The sequence below is a fragment of the Candidatus Eisenbacteria bacterium genome (assembly GCA_035577985.1).
GTDB lineage: Bacteria > Desulfobacterota > Binatia > DP-6 > DP-6 > DATJZY01.
Genome location: DATJZY010000104.1, coordinates 1 through 22,307, shown reverse-complemented (window position 1 = coordinate 22,307; position 22,307 = coordinate 1). Strand labels below are relative to the sequence as shown.

The 22,307-nt window shown below is 69.6% G+C and carries 17 protein-coding genes; 13 read left to right on the top strand and 4 right to left on the bottom strand.

Annotated features, from left to right (window positions below; genetic code table 11):
• The first annotated feature begins 2 nt into the window (after positions 1–2).
• The 7 genes from VMS22_14475 (at position 3) to VMS22_14445 (ending at position 10,813) form a co-directional block, all read left to right on the top strand.
• Complete coding sequence (locus tag VMS22_14475) at positions 3–1,181, top strand: MdtA/MuxA family multidrug efflux RND transporter periplasmic adaptor subunit (protein HXJ35234.1); 1,179 nt, start codon at positions 3–5, stop codon at positions 1,179–1,181.
• Positions 1,178–4,288 carry an MdtB/MuxB family multidrug efflux RND transporter permease subunit gene (locus VMS22_14470; GenBank protein ID HXJ35233.1) on the top strand — a complete coding sequence of 1,037 codons (3,111 nt, stop codon included), beginning with the start codon at positions 1,178–1,180 and terminating at the stop codon, positions 4,286–4,288. The genes VMS22_14475 and VMS22_14470 overlap by 4 nt, the downstream gene beginning before the upstream one ends.
• Complete coding sequence (locus tag VMS22_14465) at positions 4,285–7,395, top strand: multidrug efflux RND transporter permease subunit (protein HXJ35232.1); 3,111 nt, start codon at positions 4,285–4,287, stop codon at positions 7,393–7,395. Before VMS22_14470 ends, VMS22_14465 begins: the two co-directional genes overlap by 4 nt.
• A gap of 11 nt (positions 7,396–7,406) precedes the next feature.
• On the top strand, positions 7,407–7,622 hold the full coding sequence (locus VMS22_14460; GenBank protein HXJ35231.1) for a hypothetical protein: 216 nt from the start codon (positions 7,407–7,409) through the stop codon (positions 7,620–7,622).
• Between the two features lie 78 nt (positions 7,623–7,700).
• The gene (locus VMS22_14455) at positions 7,701–9,206 is read left to right on the top strand and encodes an AAA family ATPase (protein ID HXJ35230.1); all 1,506 of its coding nucleotides are present in this window, start codon (positions 7,701–7,703) and stop codon (positions 9,204–9,206) included.
• A gap of 161 nt (positions 9,207–9,367) precedes the next feature.
• Positions 9,368–9,955 (top strand): HdeD family acid-resistance protein, encoded by a 588-nt coding sequence (locus VMS22_14450; GenBank protein HXJ35229.1) that lies wholly within the window; start codon positions 9,368–9,370, stop codon positions 9,953–9,955.
• Between the two features lie 18 nt (positions 9,956–9,973).
• Entirely contained in the window at positions 9,974–10,813 is an 840-nt protein-coding gene (locus tag VMS22_14445; protein ID HXJ35228.1) for an aldo/keto reductase, read from the top strand.
• A 4-nt stretch (positions 10,814–10,817) separates the two neighbouring features.
• Here the strand turns inward: VMS22_14445 and lon are convergent, their stop codons facing one another.
• On the bottom strand, positions 10,818–13,100 hold the full coding sequence (gene lon / locus VMS22_14440) for an endopeptidase La (protein HXJ35227.1): 2,283 nt from the start codon (positions 13,098–13,100) through the stop codon (positions 10,818–10,820).
• A 250-nt stretch (positions 13,101–13,350) separates the two neighbouring features.
• Here lon and VMS22_14435 point away from each other — a divergent pair, with 250 nt between their 5' ends.
• On the top strand, positions 13,351–13,773 hold the full coding sequence (locus VMS22_14435) for an OsmC family peroxiredoxin (protein ID HXJ35226.1): 423 nt from the start codon (positions 13,351–13,353) through the stop codon (positions 13,771–13,773).
• A gap of 67 nt (positions 13,774–13,840) precedes the next feature.
• Positions 13,841–14,635, top strand: a complete 795-nt coding sequence (locus VMS22_14430; GenBank protein ID HXJ35225.1) for an outer membrane lipoprotein-sorting protein — start codon at positions 13,841–13,843, stop codon at positions 14,633–14,635.
• A 336-nt stretch (positions 14,636–14,971) separates the two neighbouring features.
• Here the strand turns inward: VMS22_14430 and VMS22_14425 are convergent, their stop codons facing one another.
• Both VMS22_14425 and glmS read right to left on the bottom strand, forming a co-directional pair.
• Entirely contained in the window at positions 14,972–15,517 is a 546-nt protein-coding gene (locus VMS22_14425; protein HXJ35224.1) for a thioredoxin family protein, read from the bottom strand.
• A 3-nt stretch (positions 15,518–15,520) separates the two neighbouring features.
• Positions 15,521–17,347 carry a glutamine--fructose-6-phosphate transaminase (isomerizing) gene (gene glmS, locus VMS22_14420; GenBank protein HXJ35223.1) on the bottom strand — a complete coding sequence of 609 codons (1,827 nt, stop codon included), beginning with the start codon at positions 17,345–17,347 and terminating at the stop codon, positions 15,521–15,523.
• A gap of 245 nt (positions 17,348–17,592) precedes the next feature.
• Between glmS and VMS22_14415 the strand changes: the two genes are divergently transcribed.
• From VMS22_14415 to VMS22_14400, 4 genes are all read left to right on the top strand, one after another.
• Entirely contained in the window at positions 17,593–18,060 is a 468-nt protein-coding gene (locus VMS22_14415; protein HXJ35222.1) for a hypothetical protein, read from the top strand.
• A gap of 205 nt (positions 18,061–18,265) precedes the next feature.
• Positions 18,266–19,573: a cytochrome c peroxidase gene (locus VMS22_14410; protein ID HXJ35221.1), complete on the top strand. Its 1,308-nt coding sequence runs from the start codon at positions 18,266–18,268 to the stop codon at positions 19,571–19,573.
• Between the two features lies 1 nt (position 19,574).
• Positions 19,575–20,693 carry a metallophosphoesterase gene (locus VMS22_14405; GenBank protein ID HXJ35220.1) on the top strand — a complete coding sequence of 373 codons (1,119 nt, stop codon included), beginning with the start codon at positions 19,575–19,577 and terminating at the stop codon, positions 20,691–20,693.
• Positions 20,694–20,704: 11 nt separating this feature from the next.
• A complete protein-coding gene (locus VMS22_14400; GenBank protein HXJ35219.1) occupies positions 20,705–21,382 on the top strand; it encodes a hypothetical protein in 678 nt (225 codons plus the stop codon).
• A gap of 87 nt (positions 21,383–21,469) precedes the next feature.
• On the opposite strand, the gene VMS22_14395 is transcribed toward VMS22_14400, so the two are convergent.
• On the bottom strand, positions 21,470–22,307 hold an 838-nt coding region (locus VMS22_14395), incomplete at its 5' end, for a hypothetical protein (GenBank protein ID HXJ35218.1).

Below are 22,307 nucleotides of genomic sequence, written 5' to 3'. Positions count from 1 at the left end.
CCATGGACTCGAACGCGACCGTCTCCACCTATCCCGCGATCCTCGTCCGCCGCCGATGGCTGTGGCTCCTCGTGCTGGGGCTCCTGGTCGTCGCCGGCTACCGCGTGCTGGCGCCGACGGCGGGCGGCCCGGCGCCCGGCGCGGTGCCCGGGCACGGCGCGCCCGCGGTGCCGGTCGTGGTCGCGACCGCCCGGCGCGGCGACATGCCGGTCTATCTCTCGGGTCTCGGGTCGGTCACCGCGTTCAACACGGTCGCCGTCCGCAGCCGCGTCGACGGCCAGCTCATGCGCGTCGCGTTCGAGGAAGGCCAGCTCGTGCACGAGGGCGACCTCCTCGCCGAGATCGATCCGCGCCCGTTCCAGGTCCAGCTCGAGCAGGCCGATGGCCAGCTCGCCCGCGACACGGCGCAGTTGACGGCGGCCAGGCTGAACCTGACGCGCGATCGCGAGCTGATCGCGCGCCAGCTCATCGCCAGGCAGCTGGTCGACGACCAGGCCGCCACGGTCGGACAATTCGAGGGCGCCGTCAGGTCGGACCAGGCCGCGGTGGACAACGCCAAGCTCCAGCTCGACTACGCGCGCATCACCGCCCCGATCACGGGGCGGGCCGGGCTGCGCCTCGTCGACGCCGGCAACATGGTGCACGCGACCGACCAGAACGGTCTGGTCGTCATCACGCAGGTCCAGCCGATCGCGGTCCTCTTCACGATCCCCGAGGACGATCTGCCGCCCGTGCTCGCCAAGCTCCACGCCGGCGAGACGCTGGTGGCCGAGGCGTACGACCGCGCCGGCCAGCACGAGATCGCGAAGGGACGCCTGGTCACCGTCGACAACCAGATCGACCAGAGCACCGGCACGAGCCGGCTGAAGGCCGTGTTCGAGAACCAGGACGGCGCGCTCTTCCCGAACCAGTTCGTGAACGTCCGCCTCATGCTCGACGTCCGCAAGGACGCCGTCCTCGTGCCGTCGGCGGCGATCCAGCGCGGACCGCAGGGAACGTTCGCGTACGTCGTGAAACCGGACAAGACCGTCGAGGTGCGGCCGCTCACGATCGGCGCCACCTCGAACGACGCCGCCGCCGTCGAGACGGGCCTCGCCGCCGACGAGGTGGTCGTGGTCGACGGCGTCGACAAGCTGCGCCCCGGCGCCACCGTGCAGGTCCGCGCGCCGGGCGGCGCATGAACCCCTCGCGCCTCTTCATCCTGCGGCCGGTCGCGACCTCGCTGCTCATGGTCGCGGTCGTGCTGACGGGCATCACCGCGTATCGCCAGCTTCCCGTCTCCGCGCTCCCGCAGGTCGACTATCCCACCATCGAGGTGCTGACGTTCTACCCGGGTGCGAGCCCCGACGTGATGGCGTCGTCGGTCACCGCGCCGCTCGAACGTCAGTTCGGGCAGATGCCGGGTCTGGGGCAGATGACGTCGACCAGCTCCTTCGGCAGCTCCGTCATCACGCTCCAGTTCACGCTCGACATCAACATCGACGTGGCCGAGCAGGAGGTGCAGGCCGCCATGAACGCGGCGGCGACCTACCTGCCGCGCGACCTCCCGAACCCGCCCATCTACAGCAAGACGAACCCCGCCGACGCGCCCGTCCTGACGCTCGCGCTCACGTCGAAGACGCTGCCGCTCTCGACCGTCCAGGACCTCGCCGACACGCGCCTCGCGCAGAAGATCTCGCAGCTCCCGGGCGTCGGCCTCGTGACGCTCTCGGGCGGCCAGAAGCCCGCCGTGCGCATCCAGGCGAATCCCACGGCGCTCGCCGCCTACGGGCTCGGCCTCGAGGATCTGCGCGCCGCCATCGCGCAGGCGAACGTGAACCAGGCCAAGGGCACGTTCGACGGCGCGGCGCAGGCGTACACCATCGCCGCCAACGACCAGCTCCTGTCGAGCGAGGACTACCGTCCGCTCGTGGTCGCGTATCGCAACGGCGCGCCGGTGCGGGTGGACGACGTCGCCGACGTCGTCGACGCGCCCGAGAACGTGAAGCAGGCCGCCTGGATGAACGACGAGCCCGCCGTCATCATGAACATCCAGCGGCAGCCGGGCGCGAACATCATCGGCGTCGTCGACCGGATCGAGAAGCTCCTGCCGCAGCTCACGGCGGCGCTGCCGTCGGCGGTGCAGGTGACCGTGCTGACCGACCGCACGACCACCATCCGCGCCTCGGTCGCCGACGTGCAGTTCGAGCTGATGCTCACCATCGCCCTCGTCGTGATGGTGCTGTTCCTGTTCCTGCGCAGCGTCTCGGCCACCATCATCCCGAGCGTCGCAGTGCCGCTCTCGCTGGTCGGCACGTTCGGCGTCATGTACCTGCTCGGCTACAGCCTCGACAACCTCTCGCTCATGGCGCTCACCATCTCGACCGGCTTCGTGGTGGACGACGCCATCGTCATGATCGAGAACATCGCCCGCTACATCGAGGCGGGCGACACCCCGCTCGAGGCGGCGCTCAAGGGCTCGGAGCAGATCGGCTTCACGATCGTGTCGCTCACGGTGTCGCTCATCGCCGTGCTGATCCCGCTCCTGTTCATGGGCGACATCGTGGGACGCCTCTTCCGCGAGTTCGCCGTGACCCTCAGCGTGACGATCCTCGTCTCGGCGATCGTCTCCCTCACCCTCACGCCGATGATGTGCGCGAAGCTCCTGCGCCACGAGCCCGAGGCCGCGCAGGGCCGCTTCTACCGCGCGTCGGAGCGCTTCTTCGAGACCGTGATCGCCCGCTACGGGACGTCGCTGCGCTGGGTGCTCGAGCGGCAGACGGCGACGCTGTGGGTCGCGATCGCGACGCTCGCCGCCACGATCCTGCTCTACGTGGTCGTGCCGAAGGGCTTCTTCCCGGTCCAGGACACCGGCGTCATCCTCGGCGTCTCCGAGGCGCCGCAGACGACGTCGTTCAGCGCCATGGCGGAGCGCCAGCAGGCGCTCGCCAAGGTGATCCTGCGCGACCCCGCGGTGCAGAGCCTGTCGTCGTTCATCGGCGTCGACGGCGTCAACACGACGCCCAACAGCGGCCGCATCCAGATCAACCTCCGGCCCCTCGAGGAGCGCGGCGTGGGCGCGACCGAGGTCATCCGCCGCCTCCAGCCCGAGCTCGCCACCGTCGGCGGCATCACGCTCTTCATGCAGCCGGTGCAGGACCTCACGGTCGAGGACCGCGTGAGCCGCACGCAGTACCAGTACAGCATCGAGTCGGCGAACGCCGTCGAGCTGCACGAGTGGGCGCCGCGCCTGGTCGAGAAGCTCCGCGCGCTGCCCGAGCTGCGCGACGTCGCGAGCGATCAGCAGACCGGCGGGCTCCAGACGATGCTCGTGATCGATCGCGACACCGCCTCGCGGCTCGGCATCACGCCGCAGATGATCGACGACGCGCTCTACGACGCGTTCGGGCAGCGCCAGGTGTCGACGATCTTCACGCAGCTGAACCAGTACCACGTCGTGCTGGAGGTGAACCCGAGCTACCAGCAGGGTCCGGGCGCGCTGGAGCACGTCTACGTCCGGCCGCCGAACGGTGAGCCGGTGCCGCTCGCGACGTTCACGCACGTCGTGCCGACGACGACCGCGCTCGCGGTGAACCACCAGGGACAGTTCCCGGCGGTGACGCTGTCCTTCAACCTGGCGCCCGGCACGTCGCTCGGCGCGGCGGTGACGGCGATCACGGACGCGGGGCGCGAGATCGGCCTTCCGCCCGACATCCAGGCGAGCTTCCAGGGCACGGCGCAGGCCTTCCAGGCCTCGCTCGCGAACCAGCCGCTCCTGATCCTCGCCGCGCTCGTCACCGTCTACATCGTGCTCGGCGTGCTGTACGAGAGCTACATCCACCCGCTGACGATCCTCTCGACGCTGCCGTCGGCGGGCGTCGGGGCCATCCTGGCGCTGCTGCTCTGCCGCAACGATCTCAACGTGATCGCGCTGATCGGCATCATCCTGCTCATCGGCATCGTGAAGAAGAACGCGATCATGATGATCGACTTCGCGCTCGAGGCGGAGCGCAGCGAGGGGAAGCCGCCCGAGGCGGCGATCTACGAGGCGTGTCTGCTGCGCTTCCGGCCGATCATGATGACCACGATGGCGGCGCTCCTGGCCGGCCTGCCGCTCGCGCTCGGCACCGGCGTGGGCGCGGAGCTGCGCCGCCCGCTCGGCATCACGATCGTGGGCGGCCTCCTCCTCTCGCAGCTCTTGACGCTCTACACGACGCCGGTCGTCTACCTCGCCTTCGATCGCCTCGCGCGGCGTCTCGCGTCGCGGCGGGCCGCGCCCCCGCACCGGGTCGGGCTGGAGGCGCGGTGAACATCTCGGCGCCCTTCGTCCGGCGGCCGGTCGCGACCACGCTGCTGACGCTGGCGCTCGCTCTCGCCGGCGCGATCGCGTTCCGCCTCCTGCCCGTCTCGCCGATACCGCAGGTGGAGTTCCCGACCATCCAGGTCTCCGCGGCGCTGCCCGGCGCGAGCCCGGAGACCATGGCCTCGGCGGTGGCGATGCCGCTCGAGCGTCAGTTCGGTCGCATCGCGGGCGTGACCGACATGACGTCGACCAGCTCGCTCGGCTCGACGACGATCGTGCTGCAGTTCGACCTCGGCCGGAACATCGACGCCGCCGCGCGCGACGTGCAGGCCGCGATCGTCGCCGCGCGCGGGCAGCTTCCGACGACCCTCCCCAACAATCCGCAGTACCGCAAGGTGAATCCGGCCGACGCGCCCATCCTCGTCCTGGCGCTCACCTCGGACACCGTGGACACGGGGCGCCTGTACGACGCGGCCGCCTCGATCCTGGCGCAGAAGCTCGCGCAGGTGGAGGGCGTCGGCCAGGTCTTCGTCGGCGGCAGCGCGCTCCCCGGCGTGCGCGTCGACCTCAATCCCGGCGCCCTCGGCCGCTACGGCATCGGGCTCGACGAGGTGCGCACCGCGCTCGCCGCCGCCAACGCGAACCGTCCCAAGGGCGAGGTCGCGCGCGGCAACGACGCGTGGACCATCGCGACGACCGATCAGCTCCTGAAGGCCGAGCAGTACAAGCCGCTCATCGTCACCTATCGCAGCGGCGCCGCCGTGCGCCTGTCGGACCTGGGCGAGGTGACGGACGCGACCGAGGACGTGCGCACGGTGGGCTTCGCGAACGGGAAGCCGGCGGTGGTGATGATCCTCTTCCGCCAGCCGGGGGCGAACATCATCGCGACCGTCGATCGCGTGCGGGCGCTCCTGCCGCTGCTCCGCGCGTCGATCCCGGCGGCGGTCGATCTCGGCGTCATGGTCGATCGGAGCGTCATCATCCGCGCGTCCATCGCCGACGTCGAGGTGAGCCTGCTCATCTCGATCGCGCTCGTGATCCTGGTCGTCTTCGTCTTCCTGCGCAACGTGTGGGCGACGGTGATCCCGAGCGTCGTCGTGCCGCTCTCGCTCATCGGCACGTTCGGCGTCATGTACCTGCTCGGCTACAGCGTCGACAACCTGTCGATGATGGCGCTCACCATCTCGACCGGCTTCGTGGTCGACGACGCGATCGTGGTGATCGAGAACATCTCGCGGCACCTCGAGCGCGGCCTGTCGCCGATGGACGCCGCGCTCCAGGGTGCGCGCGAGATCGGGTTCACGGTCCTCTCGATGAGCGCGTCGCTGGTGGCGGTGTTCATTCCGATCCTGCTGATGGGCGGCATCGTCGGCCGCCTGTTCCGCGAGTTCGCGGTGGTCTTGACGGTCGCGGTCGCGATCTCGCTCGTCGTCTCGCTCACGACCACGCCCATGATGTCGGCGCGCTTCCTGCGCCCCGACCACGAGGTCCGGCATGGCCGCTTCTATCGCCTGAGCGAGCGGGGCTTCGCCTGGCTCCTCGCCCGCTACGAGACAAGCCTCGCGTGGGTCCTGCGGCACGCGCGCCTGACGCTCGCCGTCGCGATCGCGACCGCGTGTCTCAACGTGTACCTCTTCACCGTCGTTCCCAAGGGATTCTTCCCCGAGCAGGACAACGGGCGGCTCATGGGCGCGCTCCAGGCCGATCAGCACATCTCCTTCCAGTCGCTCGAGCAGAAGCTCGAGGAGTTCGTGAATATCCTCATGGCCGACCCCGGCGTCGCGTCGGTCGTCGGCTTCACGGGCGGCGGTCAGGGGACGGGCAACACGGGGCGCGTGTTCGTCGCGCTCAAACCGCGAGACGAGCGCCAGGCCACCGCCAACGAGATCATGGGACGCCTGCGCCCGAAGCTCGCCGCCGTTCCGGGAGCGAGCCTCTACCTCCAGGCGATCCAGGACATCCGCGTCGGCGGGCGACTCAGCAACGCCCTCTTCCAGTTCACGGTCCAGGACGACGACCTGCAGGAGCTGAACCTGTGGGCACCGCGCATCCTCCGCAAGCTGCAGACGATCCCGCTGCTCACCGACGTGTCGAGCGACCAGCAGGACCGCGGCCTCGAGGCGAACCTGGTCATCGACCGCGACACCGCCGCGCGCCTCGGCATCAGCGCCAAGACGATCGACGAGGCGCTCTACGACGCCTTCGGCCAGCGCCAGGTGTCGACGATATACACGCCGCTCAACCAGTACCACGTGGTGATGGAGGTCGCGCCGCGCTTCTGGCAGAGCCCGGAGGGGCTGAAGAGCATCTACGTCCGCTCGTCGAACGGCACCCAGGTGCCGCTGGGCGCGTTCACCCACTTCGCGCCGACGACGACGGCGCTGCAGGTGAACCATCAGGGGCAGTTCCCCGCCATCACGATCTCGTTCAACCTCGCGCCCGGCGTCGCGCTCGGCGACGCGGTGCAGGCGATCGAAGCGGCCGAGCGCGAGCTGAACATCCCCGCCGGCATCCACGCGACGTTCCAGGGCACGGCGCAGGCGTTCCAGGCCTCGCTCGCGAACCAGCCGCTGCTCATCCTGGCCGCGCTGGTCACGGTCTACATCGTGCTCGGCATCCTCTACGAGAGCTACATCCACCCGCTGACGATCCTCTCGACGCTGCCGTCGGCCGGCGTGGGGGCGATCCTGGCGCTCCTGCTGTGCGGGACCGACCTCAGCGTGATCGCCCTCATCGGGATCCTGCTGCTCATCGGCATCGTGAAGAAGAACGCGATCATGATGATCGACTTCGCGGTCGAGGCGGAACGCGAGCACGGGAAGTCGCCCGAGGCGGCGATCTACGAGGCCTGCCTGCTGCGCTTCCGGCCCATCATGATGACGACCATGGCCGCCCTCCTGGGGGGCCTGCCGCTCGCGCTCGGGACGGGCATGGGCTCGGAGCTGCGCCGCCCGCTCGGGATCACGATCGTGGGCGGGCTCATCGTGAGCCAGCTCCTGACCCTCTATACGACCCCCGTCGTCTACCTGTACATGGATCGCTTCCGCCTCTGGGTCGCGACGCCACGAAAATACCCCGAAAGTCACCGGACTCCGCAAACGATCCGGGGCTAGAAAGGCCGGGTATGGAGCCTTCGGACCGAAACCCTACCCATCCTGCCGACCGAGCCTTCGTCGTCCGCTTCCGGGCCAACGCCGACCCGACGCTCGAGCGCGTGGACGGGCAGGTCGAGCACGTCGTGTCGGGTCGCACCGTGCGCTTCGGCTCCTACGCGGAGATCGTCGTCTTCATCCAGCGCGTCCTCGCCGAGCAGCGGGCCGCCGCCGCGCGCAGCGCCTGATCGCGCCGCGCGGGCCCGCCCTGGTTGACAGATGCGCCGGGCCCCTCACTATGAGCACGAGGCCAGGGATCGCCGCTCATGACCGACGCAACCGAGAGCCGCGCGCTCCGCAGCCTGCGCGACATCACCGAATCGGGACGCCCGCTGGCCTACGTGCGCTCGGCCGAGGAGCGCCGCATCATGGCCCTGCTGCGCGAGGCCGCGGGACGATCCAAGCCGGCCCTGCCGGTGTGGACCTGGAGCCTCACCGAGGGAATGCGGCGCGACGGCGCCAAGAGCGGCAAGGAGATGGGCCCGCGCGCCGCGCTCGACTTCGTCACCGCGCACGAGGGTCCGGGCTACTTCCTGTTCAAGGACTTCCACGAGCCCATGCGCGAGAGCGCGGAGGTCCGCCGCCGGCTGCGCGACCTGTACGAGCAGTCGCTCGACACGGGCAAGCTGCTCGTCATCTGCGCGCCCGTGAAGTTCATCCCCGAGGAGATCGAGCGCTCGATCGTCTACGTCGAGCTCGCGGTGCCCGACCTGCCCGAGCTGGTGGGGTTCCTGCACCGCGAGGCCGAGGCCATCGCGGCCGGCGGCGGCACCGTCGACACGACCGAGGCCACCCTGGTTCAGCTCGCGCGCGCTCTCCAGGGTCTCACCCTCGACGACGCGCATCACGCGGTCCGCCGCGCGGTGGCGGCACGGAAGGCGCTCGACGCCGGATCGGTTCCGCTCCTGCTCGAAGAAAAGCGCTTGCTCGTCAATCGCGCCGGCCTCATCGAGTACATCCCGACCGAGACAGGCCTCGAGCACGTCGGCGGGCTCGACATCCTGAAGAAGTGGCTCCTCGAGCGCCACAAGCTCTTCGAGATGCGCGACCGCATCAGCGCGGAGATCGTGCCGAAGGGCATCCTCGTGATGGGCATCTCGGGGTGCGGAAAGAGCCTGTCGATCAAGGCGATCGCGTCGTGCTTCGGGCTGCCGCTCTACCGCATCGACATGATCGAGATCTTCTCCGGCCAGCACGGAAAGCCCGAGGGCGCCTTCGCGCGCGCCTGCCACATGCTCGAGTCGATGGCGCCGGCCGTCGTCTGGTTCGACGAGATCGAGGCCGGCATCAACGCGCAGGCGAAGGAGGGCGAGCTCGGCCGCATCTTCGCCTTCTTCCTCACGTGGATGCAGGAGAAGGCCCGTGGTCTCTTCGTCGGCGCGACGGCGAACCGCATCGACCTGCTGCCCGCCGAGATGATCCGCAAAGGCCGCTTCGACGAGGTGTTCTTCGTGGACCTCCCGCTCGACGAGGAACGGATGGAGATCTTCCGGGTCCACCTGCAGCGCCGCGGCCTCGATCCGTCGCGGTTCAACCTCGAGCCCTTGAAGAAGTTCACCAAGGGATGGACCGGGGCCGAGATCGAGCAGTGCGTCGTCTCGGCGCTCACGACCGCGCACCTCCAGGATCGCGAGCTCACCGACGCCGACCTCTTCAACCTGACGGCCAACGTCGTCCCCCTCTCGAAGACCATGAAGGAGCAGGTGGAGATGATCCGCAACTGGGCCTTCGACCGCGCCGTGCGCGCGTCGCCGCGGGAGTCGGTGCGATAGGACGAGCAGCGCGACGGTGCCTCGGCCGCCGTCGGCGCAGACGTCGACGGCAACGCGTCCGCGTGGCCGGGACCCCCTGCGGCAATCCGACCCCTATTCGACCGATCGCGGCGGTGCTACGTTGCGATCGACCGTACCCGTAACCAGAGGAGGGTCACTCGATGCCGATCGCAGGCGTGGATCTCGAAATGCTCGTCCGCAACTGGTGGGCCGTCGTGCTGCGCGGCGTGGCGGGCATTCTGTTCGGAGTCTTCACCTTCGTCGCGCCGGGCATTTCGCTCGCGGCGCTCGTCCTGCTCTTCGGCGCCTACGCGTTCGCCGACGGCACCTTCGCCATCGTGGCCGCCGTCCGCCGGCGTGGCGAAACCGACCGGTGGTGGGTGCTCCTGATCGAAGGGATCGTCGGCATCGGCGCCGGCCTGGTGACGCTGGCCTCGCCCGGCCTCACGGCGATCGCGCTGCTCTACGTGATCGCCGCCTGGGCGCTCGTGACCGGCGTGTTCGAGATCGCCGCGGCCATCCGCCTGCGCAAGGTCATCACCGGCGAGTGGCTGCTGGCGCTGAGCGGCGTCGCGTCGATCGCGCTCGGCGCGCTGCTCATGGCCTATCCCGGCGCCGGCGCCCTCGCGGTCGTCTTCTGGATCGGCGCATACGCGTTCGTCGCGGGCACCGCGCTCGTCGTGCTGGGCTTCAAGCTGCGCGCCCGAGGACGATCGCACACGCCGCACGCCGCGCCCGCCGTCGCGTAGCGCTCGGATCCCTCGAGCGTGGAACTCCGTCCGTTCGCCTCCACGCGGCGGGAGGTGCCCGCGATCGGGCAGGGGACCTGGCAGATGGACGGCGACGATCGTGCTGCCGCGGTCGCCGCCCTGCGCCGGGGTCTGGACCTCGGTGCGACCCACGTCGACACCGCCGAGCTGTACGGCGCTGCCGAGAACATCGTCGGCGAGGCGATCGCGGGACGGCGAGACGACGTCTTCCTGGTCTCGAAGGTCCTCCCCGAGCACGCCTCGCGCCGCGGCACGATCGCCGCCTGCGAGAAATCGCTGCGGCGGCTGCGAACCGACCGGCTCGACTGCTACCTGCTGCACTGGCGCGGCCGGCACCCGCTCGCCGAGACGATCGCCGCCTTCGAGGAGCTCGAGCGCGGGGGAAAGATCCTCTCGTGGGGCGTCAGCAACTTCGACGTCGCCGATCTCGAGGAGACGCGGGCGATCGCCGGTGCGGGGCGACCCGCCTGCAATCAGGTCCTCTACCACTTGCGGGAGCGCGCCATCGAGCACGCCGTGATCCCCTGGTGCGAGGGGCACGGCGTCGCCGTCGTCGGCTACAGCCCGTTCGGCAGCGGCAGCTTCCCCGGCGAGCGCACGGCGGGCGGTCGCGTGCTGCAGGAGATCGCCGACGCGCACGGAGCGACTGCGCGCCAGGTCGCGCTGCAATTCCTGGTGCGCCGCCCTTCGCTCTTCGCGATCCCCAAGGCGGCGAGCCCCGCCCACGCCGCCGAGAACGCAGCGGCGGGGCAGGTGCACCTCACGCGCGCCCAGCTCGGGCGGATCGACGGGGCGTTCCCGCTGGGCCCGCCCCGCCGCCGCCTGCCGATGCTGTAGGAGTCTACGCCGCCAGGACGTTCGTCTTGGGCTCGAGCGCCAGCGCGAGCACCTCGTCGACGGTGCCGACCGGGTGGAAGCGGAGCTGCTCCCGCACCTCCGCCGGCACCTCGTCGAGATCGCCGCGATTGCGCTCGGGCAGGATCACGTCGGTCAATCCCGCCGCGTGCGCTGCCAGCACCTTCTGCTTGACGCCGCCGATCGGCAGCACGCGACCCTGCAGCGTGACCTCGCCGGTCATGCCCACGGTGTGCTTCACGGGCCGGCCCGTGAGGAGCGACGCCAGAGCCGTCACGATCGTCACCCCGGCGCTGGGGCCGTCCTTCGGGATGGCGCCCGCGGGCACGTGGACGTGGAACTCGCGCCGCCGGAAGGCCGGCTCCTCGATGCCGAGCGACCCCGCGTGGCTGCGCACGTAGCTGAGCGCGATGCGCGCGGACTCCTTCATGACGTCGCCGAGCTGGCCCGTGAGGACGAGCCCGTCGCTGCCGTTCATCGCGGCCGCCTCGACGAACAGGACCTCGCCGCCGGTCCCCGTCACCGCGAGGCCGGTCGCCACGCCGGGGACGGCCGTGCGGACCGCCGACTCCTGGAAGAACTTCGGACGTCCGAGGGCGTCCCGGACGGCCGCGGCGTCGATCGAGACCGGCGCCGCCGCCTCGCCCGACGCGATGCGCGTCGCGGTCTTGCGGAGAACCGTGCCGAGCTCGCGCTCGAGCTGCCGGACGCCGGCCTCGCGGGTGTAGTCGGCGATCACGGCGCGGAAGACCGCGTCGTCGATCGTCACCTCGTCGGGACGCAGCCCGTTGCGCTCGATCTGCCGCGGCCACAGGAAGCCGCGCGCGATCGCCACCTTCTCTTCGACCGTGTAGCCGTCGAAGCGGATGGTCTCCATGCGATCGAGCAGGGGGCCGGGGATGGAATCGGCCACGTTGGCGGTCGCGATGAAGAGCACGTGCGAGAGATCGAGCTCCACGTCGAGGTAGTGGTCGCGGAAGGAGTGGTTCTGCGCCGGGTCGAGCACCTCGAGCAGCGCCGAGGACGGATCGCCCCGCCAGTCGGAGCCGAGCTTGTCGACCTCGTCGAGCATGATGACCGGGTTCATCGTCCCCGCGTCGCGCAGCGCGCGCACCAGGCGCCCGGGCAGCGCGCCGATGTACGTCCGGCGGTGCCCGCGGATCTCGGCCTCGTCGCGCACGCCGCCGAGCGACATGCGGACGAACTTCCGCCCGGTCGCCCGTGCGATCGACTCGCCGATCGACGTCTTGCCGGTGCCCGGAGGTCCGATGAGCGTGAGGATGACGCCGGAGCGGCGATCGTCGGGCACGCCGCGCTCGGCGCGGAGCTTCCGCACCGCCAGGTACTCGGTGATGCGCCGCTTCACGTCGTCCAGACCGGCGTGATCGGCGTCGAGGACGGCCCGCGCGTGCACGGGGTCGAGGCGCTCCTCGGAGCGCTCCTTCCACGGCACCGCGAGCAGCCAGTCGAGGTAGGTGCGGATCATGGAGGATTCGGGGCTCGACTCGCCCATGCGCTCGAGGCGTCCGAGCTCGCGCTCGGCTTGCGTGCGAACCGCTTCGGGCATCCCGGCGTCCGCGATCTTCTTGCGGTACTCGTCGGCGATCGAGGCTTCGTCCTCGCCCAGCTCCTTGCGGATCGACTGCAGCTCGCGGCGCAGGATGTAGTCGCGCTGCTGCTTGTCGGCGCCGGACTGGACGTCTTCGCGGATGCGCTTGCGCACCTGCAGCTCGGCCAGCCGATCGCGCTGGAAGCCCAGGGCGAGCGTCAGGCGCTCGACCACGTCGAGCGTCTCGAGGAGCTTCACCTTCTGGGCGAAGGTGAGATCCGGGGCATAGCCCGAGGTGTCGGCGAGGGCGCCGGGATCGGTGATCGAGCGGACGAAGGCCGCCACGCGGCCGTCGTCTCCCCGCAGCTCGAGGATCTCGAGCACCACGGCGCGGTAGTCCTGCTCGAGCGCGCGGGTGCGTGCCGCGGGCGGGATCACGTCGGGACGCGGCTCGACCTCGACGCGGAGGTGGCCGGCGGCATCGTTCCGGGCGGCGCCGGCGACCCCCCGCGTGCGGCCGGTCAAGACCACGGCGCGGCCGCCGCCGGGAAGCCGAACGCGCTCGGACACGTCGGCCACGACGCCGACGCTGGCATATTCGGTCTCGTGGCGGGGGACCAGGAAGACGCGGGCCTCGTCGCCCACGTCCACCGGGAGGGTGGCGGTCATCGACGGGAAGACGACCGTTTCGTCCAATGCGATGAGTCGGAGGGTCTCCATCGGGTGGGACCGATAAGTCGGGTCTGCTCATTGTCAAACCCGCGGCCGCCGTACGACCGCATGGCGTGAGAAAAGGGGTTGCCTCGGCTGTGCGCGCGGGCTCAAATGAAAGGAGGTCGCGACGGCGATGGAGCGCTCCGCATCGGAGGTCGACATCGACGAGACGCTCGACGAATCGTTCCCCGCAAGCGATCCGCCGAGCTGGACGCTCGGCAAGGCGCCGGCGGCCTTGCGGATCGGAGGAGCGAGCATGGCGATCGCCAAGGCGGAAGCGAGCTGGACGGGCACGCTCAAGGAGGGCGCCGGCACGATGACGGGCGCGAGCGGCCACCTCTCGGGCCCGTACACGTACCGCTCGCGTTTCGAGGGCGATGCCGGCGGCACGAACCCCGAGGAGCTGATCGGCGCCGCGCACGCCGGCTGCTTCTCGATGTTCCTCGCGGCGCAGCTGACGACGGCCGGCTTCAAGCCCGGGCGCATCCACACGACGGCGAGCGTCCACCTGGAGGCCGGGCCCACGATCGCCCGCATCGATCTCGTCACCGAGGCGGAGGTCCCCGGCCTCGACGAGAAGACCTTCCAGGAGAAGGTCGAGGCGTCCAAGCGCGGCTGCCCGGTCTCGAAGGCGCTGGCGAGCGTCCCGACCGTCACCGTGACGGCGCGCCTCGCGTAGTCGATCGACGTCGCATAGCGTCCCGTTGACGGCGGGCAGAGGCCGCGACTATGAAGCCCGCGGCACCATGACGCGCTACGCACTGCTCGCCCTGCTCCTTCTCGGCGTTCCCGTGGCGCGCGCCGACACCGCGCGACAGATCCTCGATCGCCGCGAAGCTCTCGACAACGGCGAGCGGCACTGGACCGATCGCCGGCAGAAGCTGACCTTCAAGATCCTCGACCGCCGCGGCGGCACGCGGACGCGGGAGCTCGAGCTGTCCGAGAAGCGCTACCCCGAGGACGAGCGGAAGGCGATCGTGTTCTTCTCGGCTCCGGCGGAGGTGAAGGGCACCGCGTTCCTCGCCTTCGAGCACAAGGGCAAGCCGGCCGACCAGTGGCTCTATCTGCCCGAGCTGCAGCGCGTCCGGCAGATCACCGCCAACACGCGCAACCAGAGCTTCGTCGGCACGGACCTCACCTACCACGACCTCGACCTCCTGACCGAGATGACGTCGTGGACCGAGGCGGACGCCGCCTCGAACCTGCGCGGCGAGGAGATCGTCGACGGCGTCGTGTGTCAGGTGATCGAGCTCACCACCAAGCGCGAGGACATCGGCTACAAGAAGATCGTCCTCTGGCTCGGCCGCGACGACCTCGTGCCACGGCGGTACGAGTTCTATGGCGACGAGGCCGAGCCGGCAAAGCGCATCACCCAGAGCGACATCCGCAAGATCGGCGCGATCCCGGTGGCCTTCCAGACCAAGGTCGAGACGCCGGCCGCCGGCACGTCGACCGAAGTGGTCGTGGTGGCGACGCAGTTCAATCAGAACATCGCCGACGACGCCTTCTCGCAGGGCGCGCTCGAGCGAGGCCCCGAATAATAATTCGACCCAAGACTTCGTCTTGGGTCGGGAGCGAGGGTGGAGCGTGGGTGGCACGCGCGACCGGCATGCCGCGGCCGGCAAAGCCGGCGCGGCACCACGGGAACGTCCGGGAACTACACCCGGCGGAACGTGGTCACGTCGAGTTCCCGTCGCCCGTACGAATCCCAGCGCGCCCTCGCCTGCTCCGGTGTCGCCGGCTCGAAGCCGCGCGCTTGGCTATTTCGTGCGTACCTCGCGTTGCCGCGCCGGCTTTGCCGGCCGCGGCATGCCGGTCGCGCGTACCGCGGACGCCACACTCTCGCCCCCGACCCAAGACGTAGTCTTGGGTCGGAATTACTTCCATTTGATCGAGCAGCCGAGCGAGGGGAGCTGCTCGCGCGACGGCGCCGTGCCGGCGAGCACGGCGTCGAGGGCGGCGCGGAGCTCGTGGCGCTTCACCGCCGCGGCGTCCTTCCAGTTGTCGTCGATGCGGCCGTGGTAGGCGAGCCGGCGGGCGCGGTCGTAGACGTAGATGTCGGGGGTGCAGACGGCATCGAAGGCGCGCGCGACGTCCTGCGACTCGTCGACGAGGTAGGGAAAGCCGTAGCCCTTCGCGCGCCAGCGGGCGAGGAGCTTCGGCGGCGCGTCGTCGGGGTAGTGCGTCGGATCGTTCGAGCAGATCCCGACCACCTGCACCCCCTTCGGCGCGTAGTCCCGCGCGAGGGCGATCAGCCGGTCCTCCACCGCCTGCACGTACGGGCAGTGGTTGCAGATGAACATGACCACGAGGGCCGGCTTGGCGCGGAAGTCGTCGCGCGCGACGGTCGCGCCCTCGACCGAGCGCAGGTGGAAGTCCGGACAGGGCGTGCCGAGCGCGACGTCGCCGTTGGGCGTCGGCATCGCTCACTCCACCGTCACGCTCTTGGCGAGGTTGCGCGGCTGGTCCACGTCGGTGCCGCGACGGACGGCGACGAAGTAGGCGAGGAGCTGGAGCGGGATCGAGTGCGGGATCGGCGACAGCAGCTCGTTCGTCCGCGGCACCGTGAGAATGTCCCACGAGGACTGGTCGAGCTCGTCCGCGCTCCCGTCGGTGACCACGATGATGTTCCCGCCGCGCGACTCGACCTCCTTCAGGTTGGAGAGCGTCTTGTGGAAGACGCGATCCTGCGGGATCACCAGCACCACCGGCACGTCGTCGTTGATGAGCGCGATGGGGCCGTGCTTCATCTCGCCCGCCGGATAGCCCTCGGCGTGGATGTAGGACAGCTCCTTCAGCTTGAGCGCGCCCTCGAGCGCCAGCGGATGGCTGATCCCGCGCCCCATGAACAGGAAGTCGCGGGCGTGCGAGTACTTCTTCGCCAGCTGCTCGACGCGGTGCTCGTGCGCGAGGCACTCGGTCACGAGCGACGGCAGCGCGACCAGGTCGGCCATGAGCTGGCGGCCGCGCTCGGCGTCGATGACGCCGCGGCGGCGCCCGAGGTGAACGGCGAAGAGGTAGAGCGCCGTCAGTTGCGTGGTGAACGCCTTGGTCGACGCGACGCTGATCTCGGGGCCCGCGTGCGTGTACAGGACCGCGGACGACCGCCGCGCGATCGACGAGTCGACGACGTTGCAGATGGAGAGCACCGGCGCCCCGCGCTCGCGCCCCGTCTCGACCGCCGCCAGCGTGTCCGCCGTCTCGCCCGACTGCGAGATCGCGATCACGAGCGTGCGATCGTCGAGGATCGGGTCGCGGTAGCGGTACTCGCTCCCGTAGTCGACCTCGCACGGGATGCCGGCGAGCCGCTCGATCATGTGCTTGCCGATGAGGCACGCGTGCCACGCGGTCCCGCACGCGACCAGGACGCAGCGCTTGGGATCGGTCGGAATGTTGGCGGCGATCGCGTCGTCGAGCTGGACGTCGCCCGCTTCCTGCAGGATGCGGCCGCGCATGGTGTCGATGATGGCCTGCGGCTGCTCGTGGATCTCCTTCAACAGGAAGTGCTTGTAGCCGCCCTTCTGGGCCGTGACGGCGTCCCACTGGATCACGCGCGGCTTGCGCTCGACGGGCGTGCCGTCGAACGTGGTGATGCGGACCTCCTCCGGTGACAGCTCGGCGACCTCGCCGTCCTCGAGGAACGCCACGCGCCGCGTGTAGTCGAGGACGGCGGGGATGTCGGAGGCGACGAAGTTCTCCCCCTCGCCCAACCCGAGCACGATGGGCGTCGCGCTCTTGGCGGTGACGATCCGCTTCGGCGCCATCTCCGACATGACGACGATCGCGTACGAGCCGACCAGCTCGCGCACCGCGCGGCGCGTGGCGTCGGCGAGGCTCATGCCCTTCTCGACGAACTCGTCGATCAAGTGCGAGATCACCTCGGTGTCGGTCTCGGACGCCATCTTGCGACCGCGGGCCTGCAGCTTGGCGCGGATCTCGAGGTAGTTCTCGATGATCCCGTTGTGGATCACGACCACCTTGCCCGCCCGGTGCGGGTGCGCGTTCTGCTCCGAGGGCCGGCCGTGCGTCGCCCACCGCGTGTGGCCGAGCCCCGGCGTGCCGCCGACGGGCTGCTTGGCCAGCAGCGCCTCCAGGTTGTCGAGCTTCCCGACCGACCGGCGCACCTCGATGTGACCGTTCGAGAACACGGCGACGCCCGCGGAGTCGTAGCCGCGATACTCGAGCTTGCGGAGACCCGCGATCAGGATCGGGCTCGCTTCACGCGGCCCGACGTAGCCGACGATGCCGCACATGGATCAGCGCGCGAGCGCGCCCGGAACGGGCGCGAAGGGAGCGGTGCGGACGTCGTCACGAATGGCCTGCATACGCACGCGTTTGTCGCACCGGTGGTGCGGAAAGGCAAGGGTATCGCCGCGCGCGCGACGGCCGAAGATGCGCTCGCACGCGCAGGCGCCACGCCATCCTGCACAGTGACATCCGCCGCGACGCAATTCGTGCTCGTCTCGATATGCCGTCCGATCCGGCGTACTACCGCGCCATGCGGAACCTTCGCCGGATCAGCTTCGGCGCCACCTCGGCCACCGTGACGAGCATGGGCCTCATCATCGGGTTGGGCGCCGCCGCGGCGGAGAAGGCGACCATTCTGAGCGGGCTCCTGATCGTCGCCCTCGCCGACAACCTCACCGACTCGTTGAGTCTCCATGTCTATCAGGAAGCGGAGCGGCTGAACGACCGGGCTGCCTTTCGGGCGACCTTGACGAACTTCGGCGCGCGGGTCCTCGTGGCCTTGACGTTCGTCCTGGTCGTCCTGCTGCTGCCCGCGCCCTACGCGGGAGTGGTCGCGCTCGTCTGGGGCGTCCTGCTCCTCGCGACGCTGTCCTATCTGGTTGCCCGAACGCGCGCGGTTCCTCCCTGGTCCGAGGTCGGCAAGCATGTCGGCGTCTCTGCGCTCGTGATCGGCGCGAGCCGGCTCATCGGCACGTGGATCGCGCAGTACGTCCAATGAAGCTCCGGCGCCGACCCGCAGACACGTCGCCCCGGAACGTGATAGGCGGTCCCTATCACAGCGATCGAAAAGAGGTCTTGGACGATCCCGGGGCGTGCAGCTAGTCTCGCGCGCCGAGATCACCCAACCGACCCCTAGGGGTCGATCGATTCCCGACCGGCGTCGCGCGGGCCACCGAGCCGAGCCGGGCGGGAGAGGAGGACGGATGGCGGAGAGAAGAACGCTCTGGACGGCGCTCCTGCTCGCCACGACGCTCCCGCTCCTCGCGAGCGCAGCATCGGCCGAGCAGGGACCCCACGGCGCGATGGCAATGGCGGAGCAGCAGGCACGCTTCGCGACGCTCCTCCCGGAGACGGACGTGACCAAGCCCCCGGCGGGCTTCGATCCCATCGTGTGGGCGTCGATCGTGCCGAAGGACAACGCGCAGACCCCCGAGCGCGTGGCGCTCGGAAAGAAGCTCTACTTCGACACCCGCCTGTCGCGCGACGGAACCGTCGCCTGCGCGACTTGCCACGACGTGAGCCGCGGTTTCACCGATCGGCGCAACGTCTCCGAGGGCATCGACGACAAGCTCGGGCGCCGCAACGCCCCGACGACCCTCAACGCGCTCTTCTTCCAGACCATGTTCCTCGACGGCCGGGTGCCGACCCTCGAGGACCAGGCGAAGCTGCCGCCCGTCAACCCGGTCGAGATGGGGCAGCCCGACGGTGCGGCCGTGGTGAAGGCCATCGCGGGCGACCCGCAGTACGTCGAGATGTTCCAGAAGGCGTACGGGCGCGCGCCCAACTACGATGACGTCGGGCGCGCGATCGCGGCGTTCGAGCGCACGTTCGCCTTCCTCGACTCGCCGCTCGATCGCTTTCTCGCCGGCGACCCGCAGGCCCTCTCGCCGAACGCGCAGCAGGGCTGGATCCTCTTCAACGGCAAGGCGCGGTGCGTCTCCTGCCACCAGATCAGCGGCGCCAACCCCCTCGGCAGCGACAACCGCTTCCACAACATCGGCGTATCGGCGCGGCATCAGGATTTCGAGAAGCTCGCCACGCAGGCGCAGAAGGCCCTCGAAGGCAAAGAGGGCAAGGGAGCGACGGACGTGATCGACAAGCTCGCGCTCGAGACCGATCTCTCCGAGCTGGGACGGTTCCTCGTGACCCGGAACCGCTCGGACATCGGCAGCTTCAAGACGCTCCAGCTCCGCAACATCGGGATCACCGCGCCCTACATGCACGACGGATCGCTGCAGACGCTCTGGGACGTGATGGACCACTACAACAAGGGCGGCGAGGCCAATCCCTACCTCGACGGCGGCATCGAGCCGCTCGCGCTGTCGGAAGGCGAGATCGACCAGCTCGTCGAGCTGATGTTCGCGATGACCGACCGCCGCTTCGGCGACGACAACGCGCGCGAGATGACGCGCCAGCGCGAGGCGGCCACGGCCAAGCGCCCCTTCCGCGACGAGGCTCTCGCGACGCGGAAGGTGTTCCCCTTCGAGCAGCGCCTCCAGAAGGAGAAGTGACATGGCGACGCGCAAGGATCCGGAGACTCGGTGGTACGAGGAGCGCGACGAGCTGTTCCGCGGCCTGCGACGGCTGGACCGCCGGAGCTTCCTCAAGGTCGCCACGGCGGCCGCGGGCGCGGCCCTCGCGAGCGGCGTCACCGTCTACCCGCGCTCGTTCTCGATGGTGCGGGTGGCCGATGCGGCCAAGACCGGCGAGGGGTTCAGCTTCGCCTACATCTCGGACTCGCACCTCTATAAGCGCACGCTGAACGATCGGTTCGTGAACGCCCTCATGCGCGCCGTCGACGACGTGAACGCGCTCGATCCGCAGCCGGACTTCGTCCTGTACGGCGGCGATCTCGCGCAGCTCGGGCAGGCCGAGGAGCTCGATATGGGCGCGCAGATCCTCAAAAGCCTGAAGGCGCCCGTGCGCATGATGGTCGGCGAGCACGACTGGTTCCTCGACATGGGCGATAAGTGGAAGTCGCTCTTCGGCCAGGAGACGTACTCGTTCGATCACAAGGGCGTGCACTGCGTCGTGCTCATGAGCGTCAACGAGAAGGACTTCTGGACCGAGCGCGGCATGACCCCGGTGCAGCGCATGCAGACGGTCGCCGGGCTCGACAACGGCACCCAGAGCCGCTTCGAGGTGGGCGAGCCGCAGCGCGAGTGGCTGAAGCAGGACCTGGCGAAGGTTTCGCCCGACACGCCGATCATCGTCTTCTCCCACTCGCCGCTCTACCACTACTACGAGCCCTGGAACTTCTGGACCGTCGACGCCCCCGAGGTGCAGGCGATCTTGAAGCGCTTCCGCACCGTGACGGTGATCCACGGGCACACGCACCAGGTGCTCAGCAACCGCATCGGCAACATCGACTTCCACGGCATGCTCTCGACCGCCTGGCCGTGGCCGTACGCGCCGCAGGGCCTGCCGGCGCTCACGGTCCAGATGAACCGGCCCGACCCGTTCGACCCGAACGACGGCCTGGGCGACGGGGTCGCGAAGGTCAGCGCCGACGGGCTCGTCGACAAGGTTTACAATCTCTGGAACCGCAACCCCGTGCAGGTGCGAAGCAGCTACCTGGCGTCGAACGGCAAGAAGGACCGCCCGGCCGAGACGACGCTCAAGAGCTTCTGAGGAGACGTCCCATGCGCAAGATCATCGTTCTCGGAACAACCTGCGCGCTCGGGACCGTGGTGGCGATCGCGCTCCTCGGCGCGCGCGGCACGGCGGTGGCGACCGACGCGCGCACCGCGCCCGGGTCGATCGAAGTGGAGCTGTGCGACGGCCAGACGACGGTGCAGGTCGCGCAGAACACCCCGCCGACGCCCGAGCAGGGCAAGAAGATCGCCGACGAACTGATGGCGAAGTGGAAGGCGAACAACCCGTCGACCGACTGGATCGACGAGGAGAAGACGCGCCACGCCCTTCTCCCGCCCGCCGACAACAGCGATCTCGTCGGGATGGGCCAGGGCCAGACCTACGGCCTCATCTCGAAGGAGGACGTCCTCGTCTGGCAGCGCGAGACGCTGGCGATGGTGGCGCGCGGCTCGCAGATCTTCCACAACGGCGACGAGCTCGGCAGCACCGTCGCCGTCTCGTGCGACATGTGCCATCCGAACGCCGCCAACACGCACCCCGAGACGTACCCCAAGTACCAGGTGCAGCTCGGCCGCACCGTGCTGCTGCGCGACATGATCAACTGGTGCATCCAGCACCCGGTGCGCGGCACGAAGCTCGCCGAGGACGACCCGAAGATGCGCGCCCTCGAGGCCTACATCCTCTCGGCGCGCAAGGGGACGCCGCTCAACTACGGCCGGCGCTGAGCCGGGCGGCCGGGGCGATCGTCAGCTCGACGCCGCCGGCGCCGGCCTCACGCGCCAACGAGCGACGCGGCCGTGTCCGCCACGCGGCTACGGATGGTTCGAGAACGTTGCCGAATAGGCGAACGGGCCGATGTTTTCCGCGCTCACGGTACCGTCGGCCTCCGTGAATTCGCCGCGCGCGTGGGTGAGCTGGCGAAGGTGCGTCCCGTCCGGGTGGATGGCGAAGAGCTGGTCGCCGTCGGGGTTCGTCCCGAAGGGATCGCAGCTGGAGTAGAACACGAGCGTTCCCGTCACCGGATCCACGCCGGCTGGGGTAATGGCGCACCCCGGAGGGAAGAACGCATTGCACCCGTCGACGGAGTACTCGGGCTGCGAGAAGCGCGTAAGCTGGCGCAAGCCCGCCGCGACCGTGTCGATGGAGAAGAGCTGGCAGGTCCCGGAGGAATTCTTGCCTTTGGGATCGGCAGACGCCACGAAGATCACGCGTCGTCCGTCCGGTGTGAGCGCCGCGATGGAGGTATCCACCCGGTCAAATTTCGTCAGCTGAAGAACGCTCTCTCCATTCACGAGGAAGATCTCGGATATCGGAGCACCGAAGGCATTGGGATTCTTCGGCATGCCATTTACTGACAGTGCGACGGCGTTCCGCCCAACGCTCGCGCCCGCGATGCCGAAGGTCGTCACCAGCCGGCTGCCGGGCCCCGCCACGGGGAGCGGCACGCTCTGAAGCTCGGAGCCGTCATGGTTCATGACGAAATTTCGCAGGTTGCCTTCCTTATTGGACCCGTCGAGATCGCCGAACGACTGGAACGTGATTCTCCCGTCAGGGACGAAGCAAGGATAACCGGTACCCGGGTACAGAAGATTGGCCCCCAGTGCGCGATTCGCGACGACGGGCAGGTGCGTGAGCTGCTTGCGGTCCCCG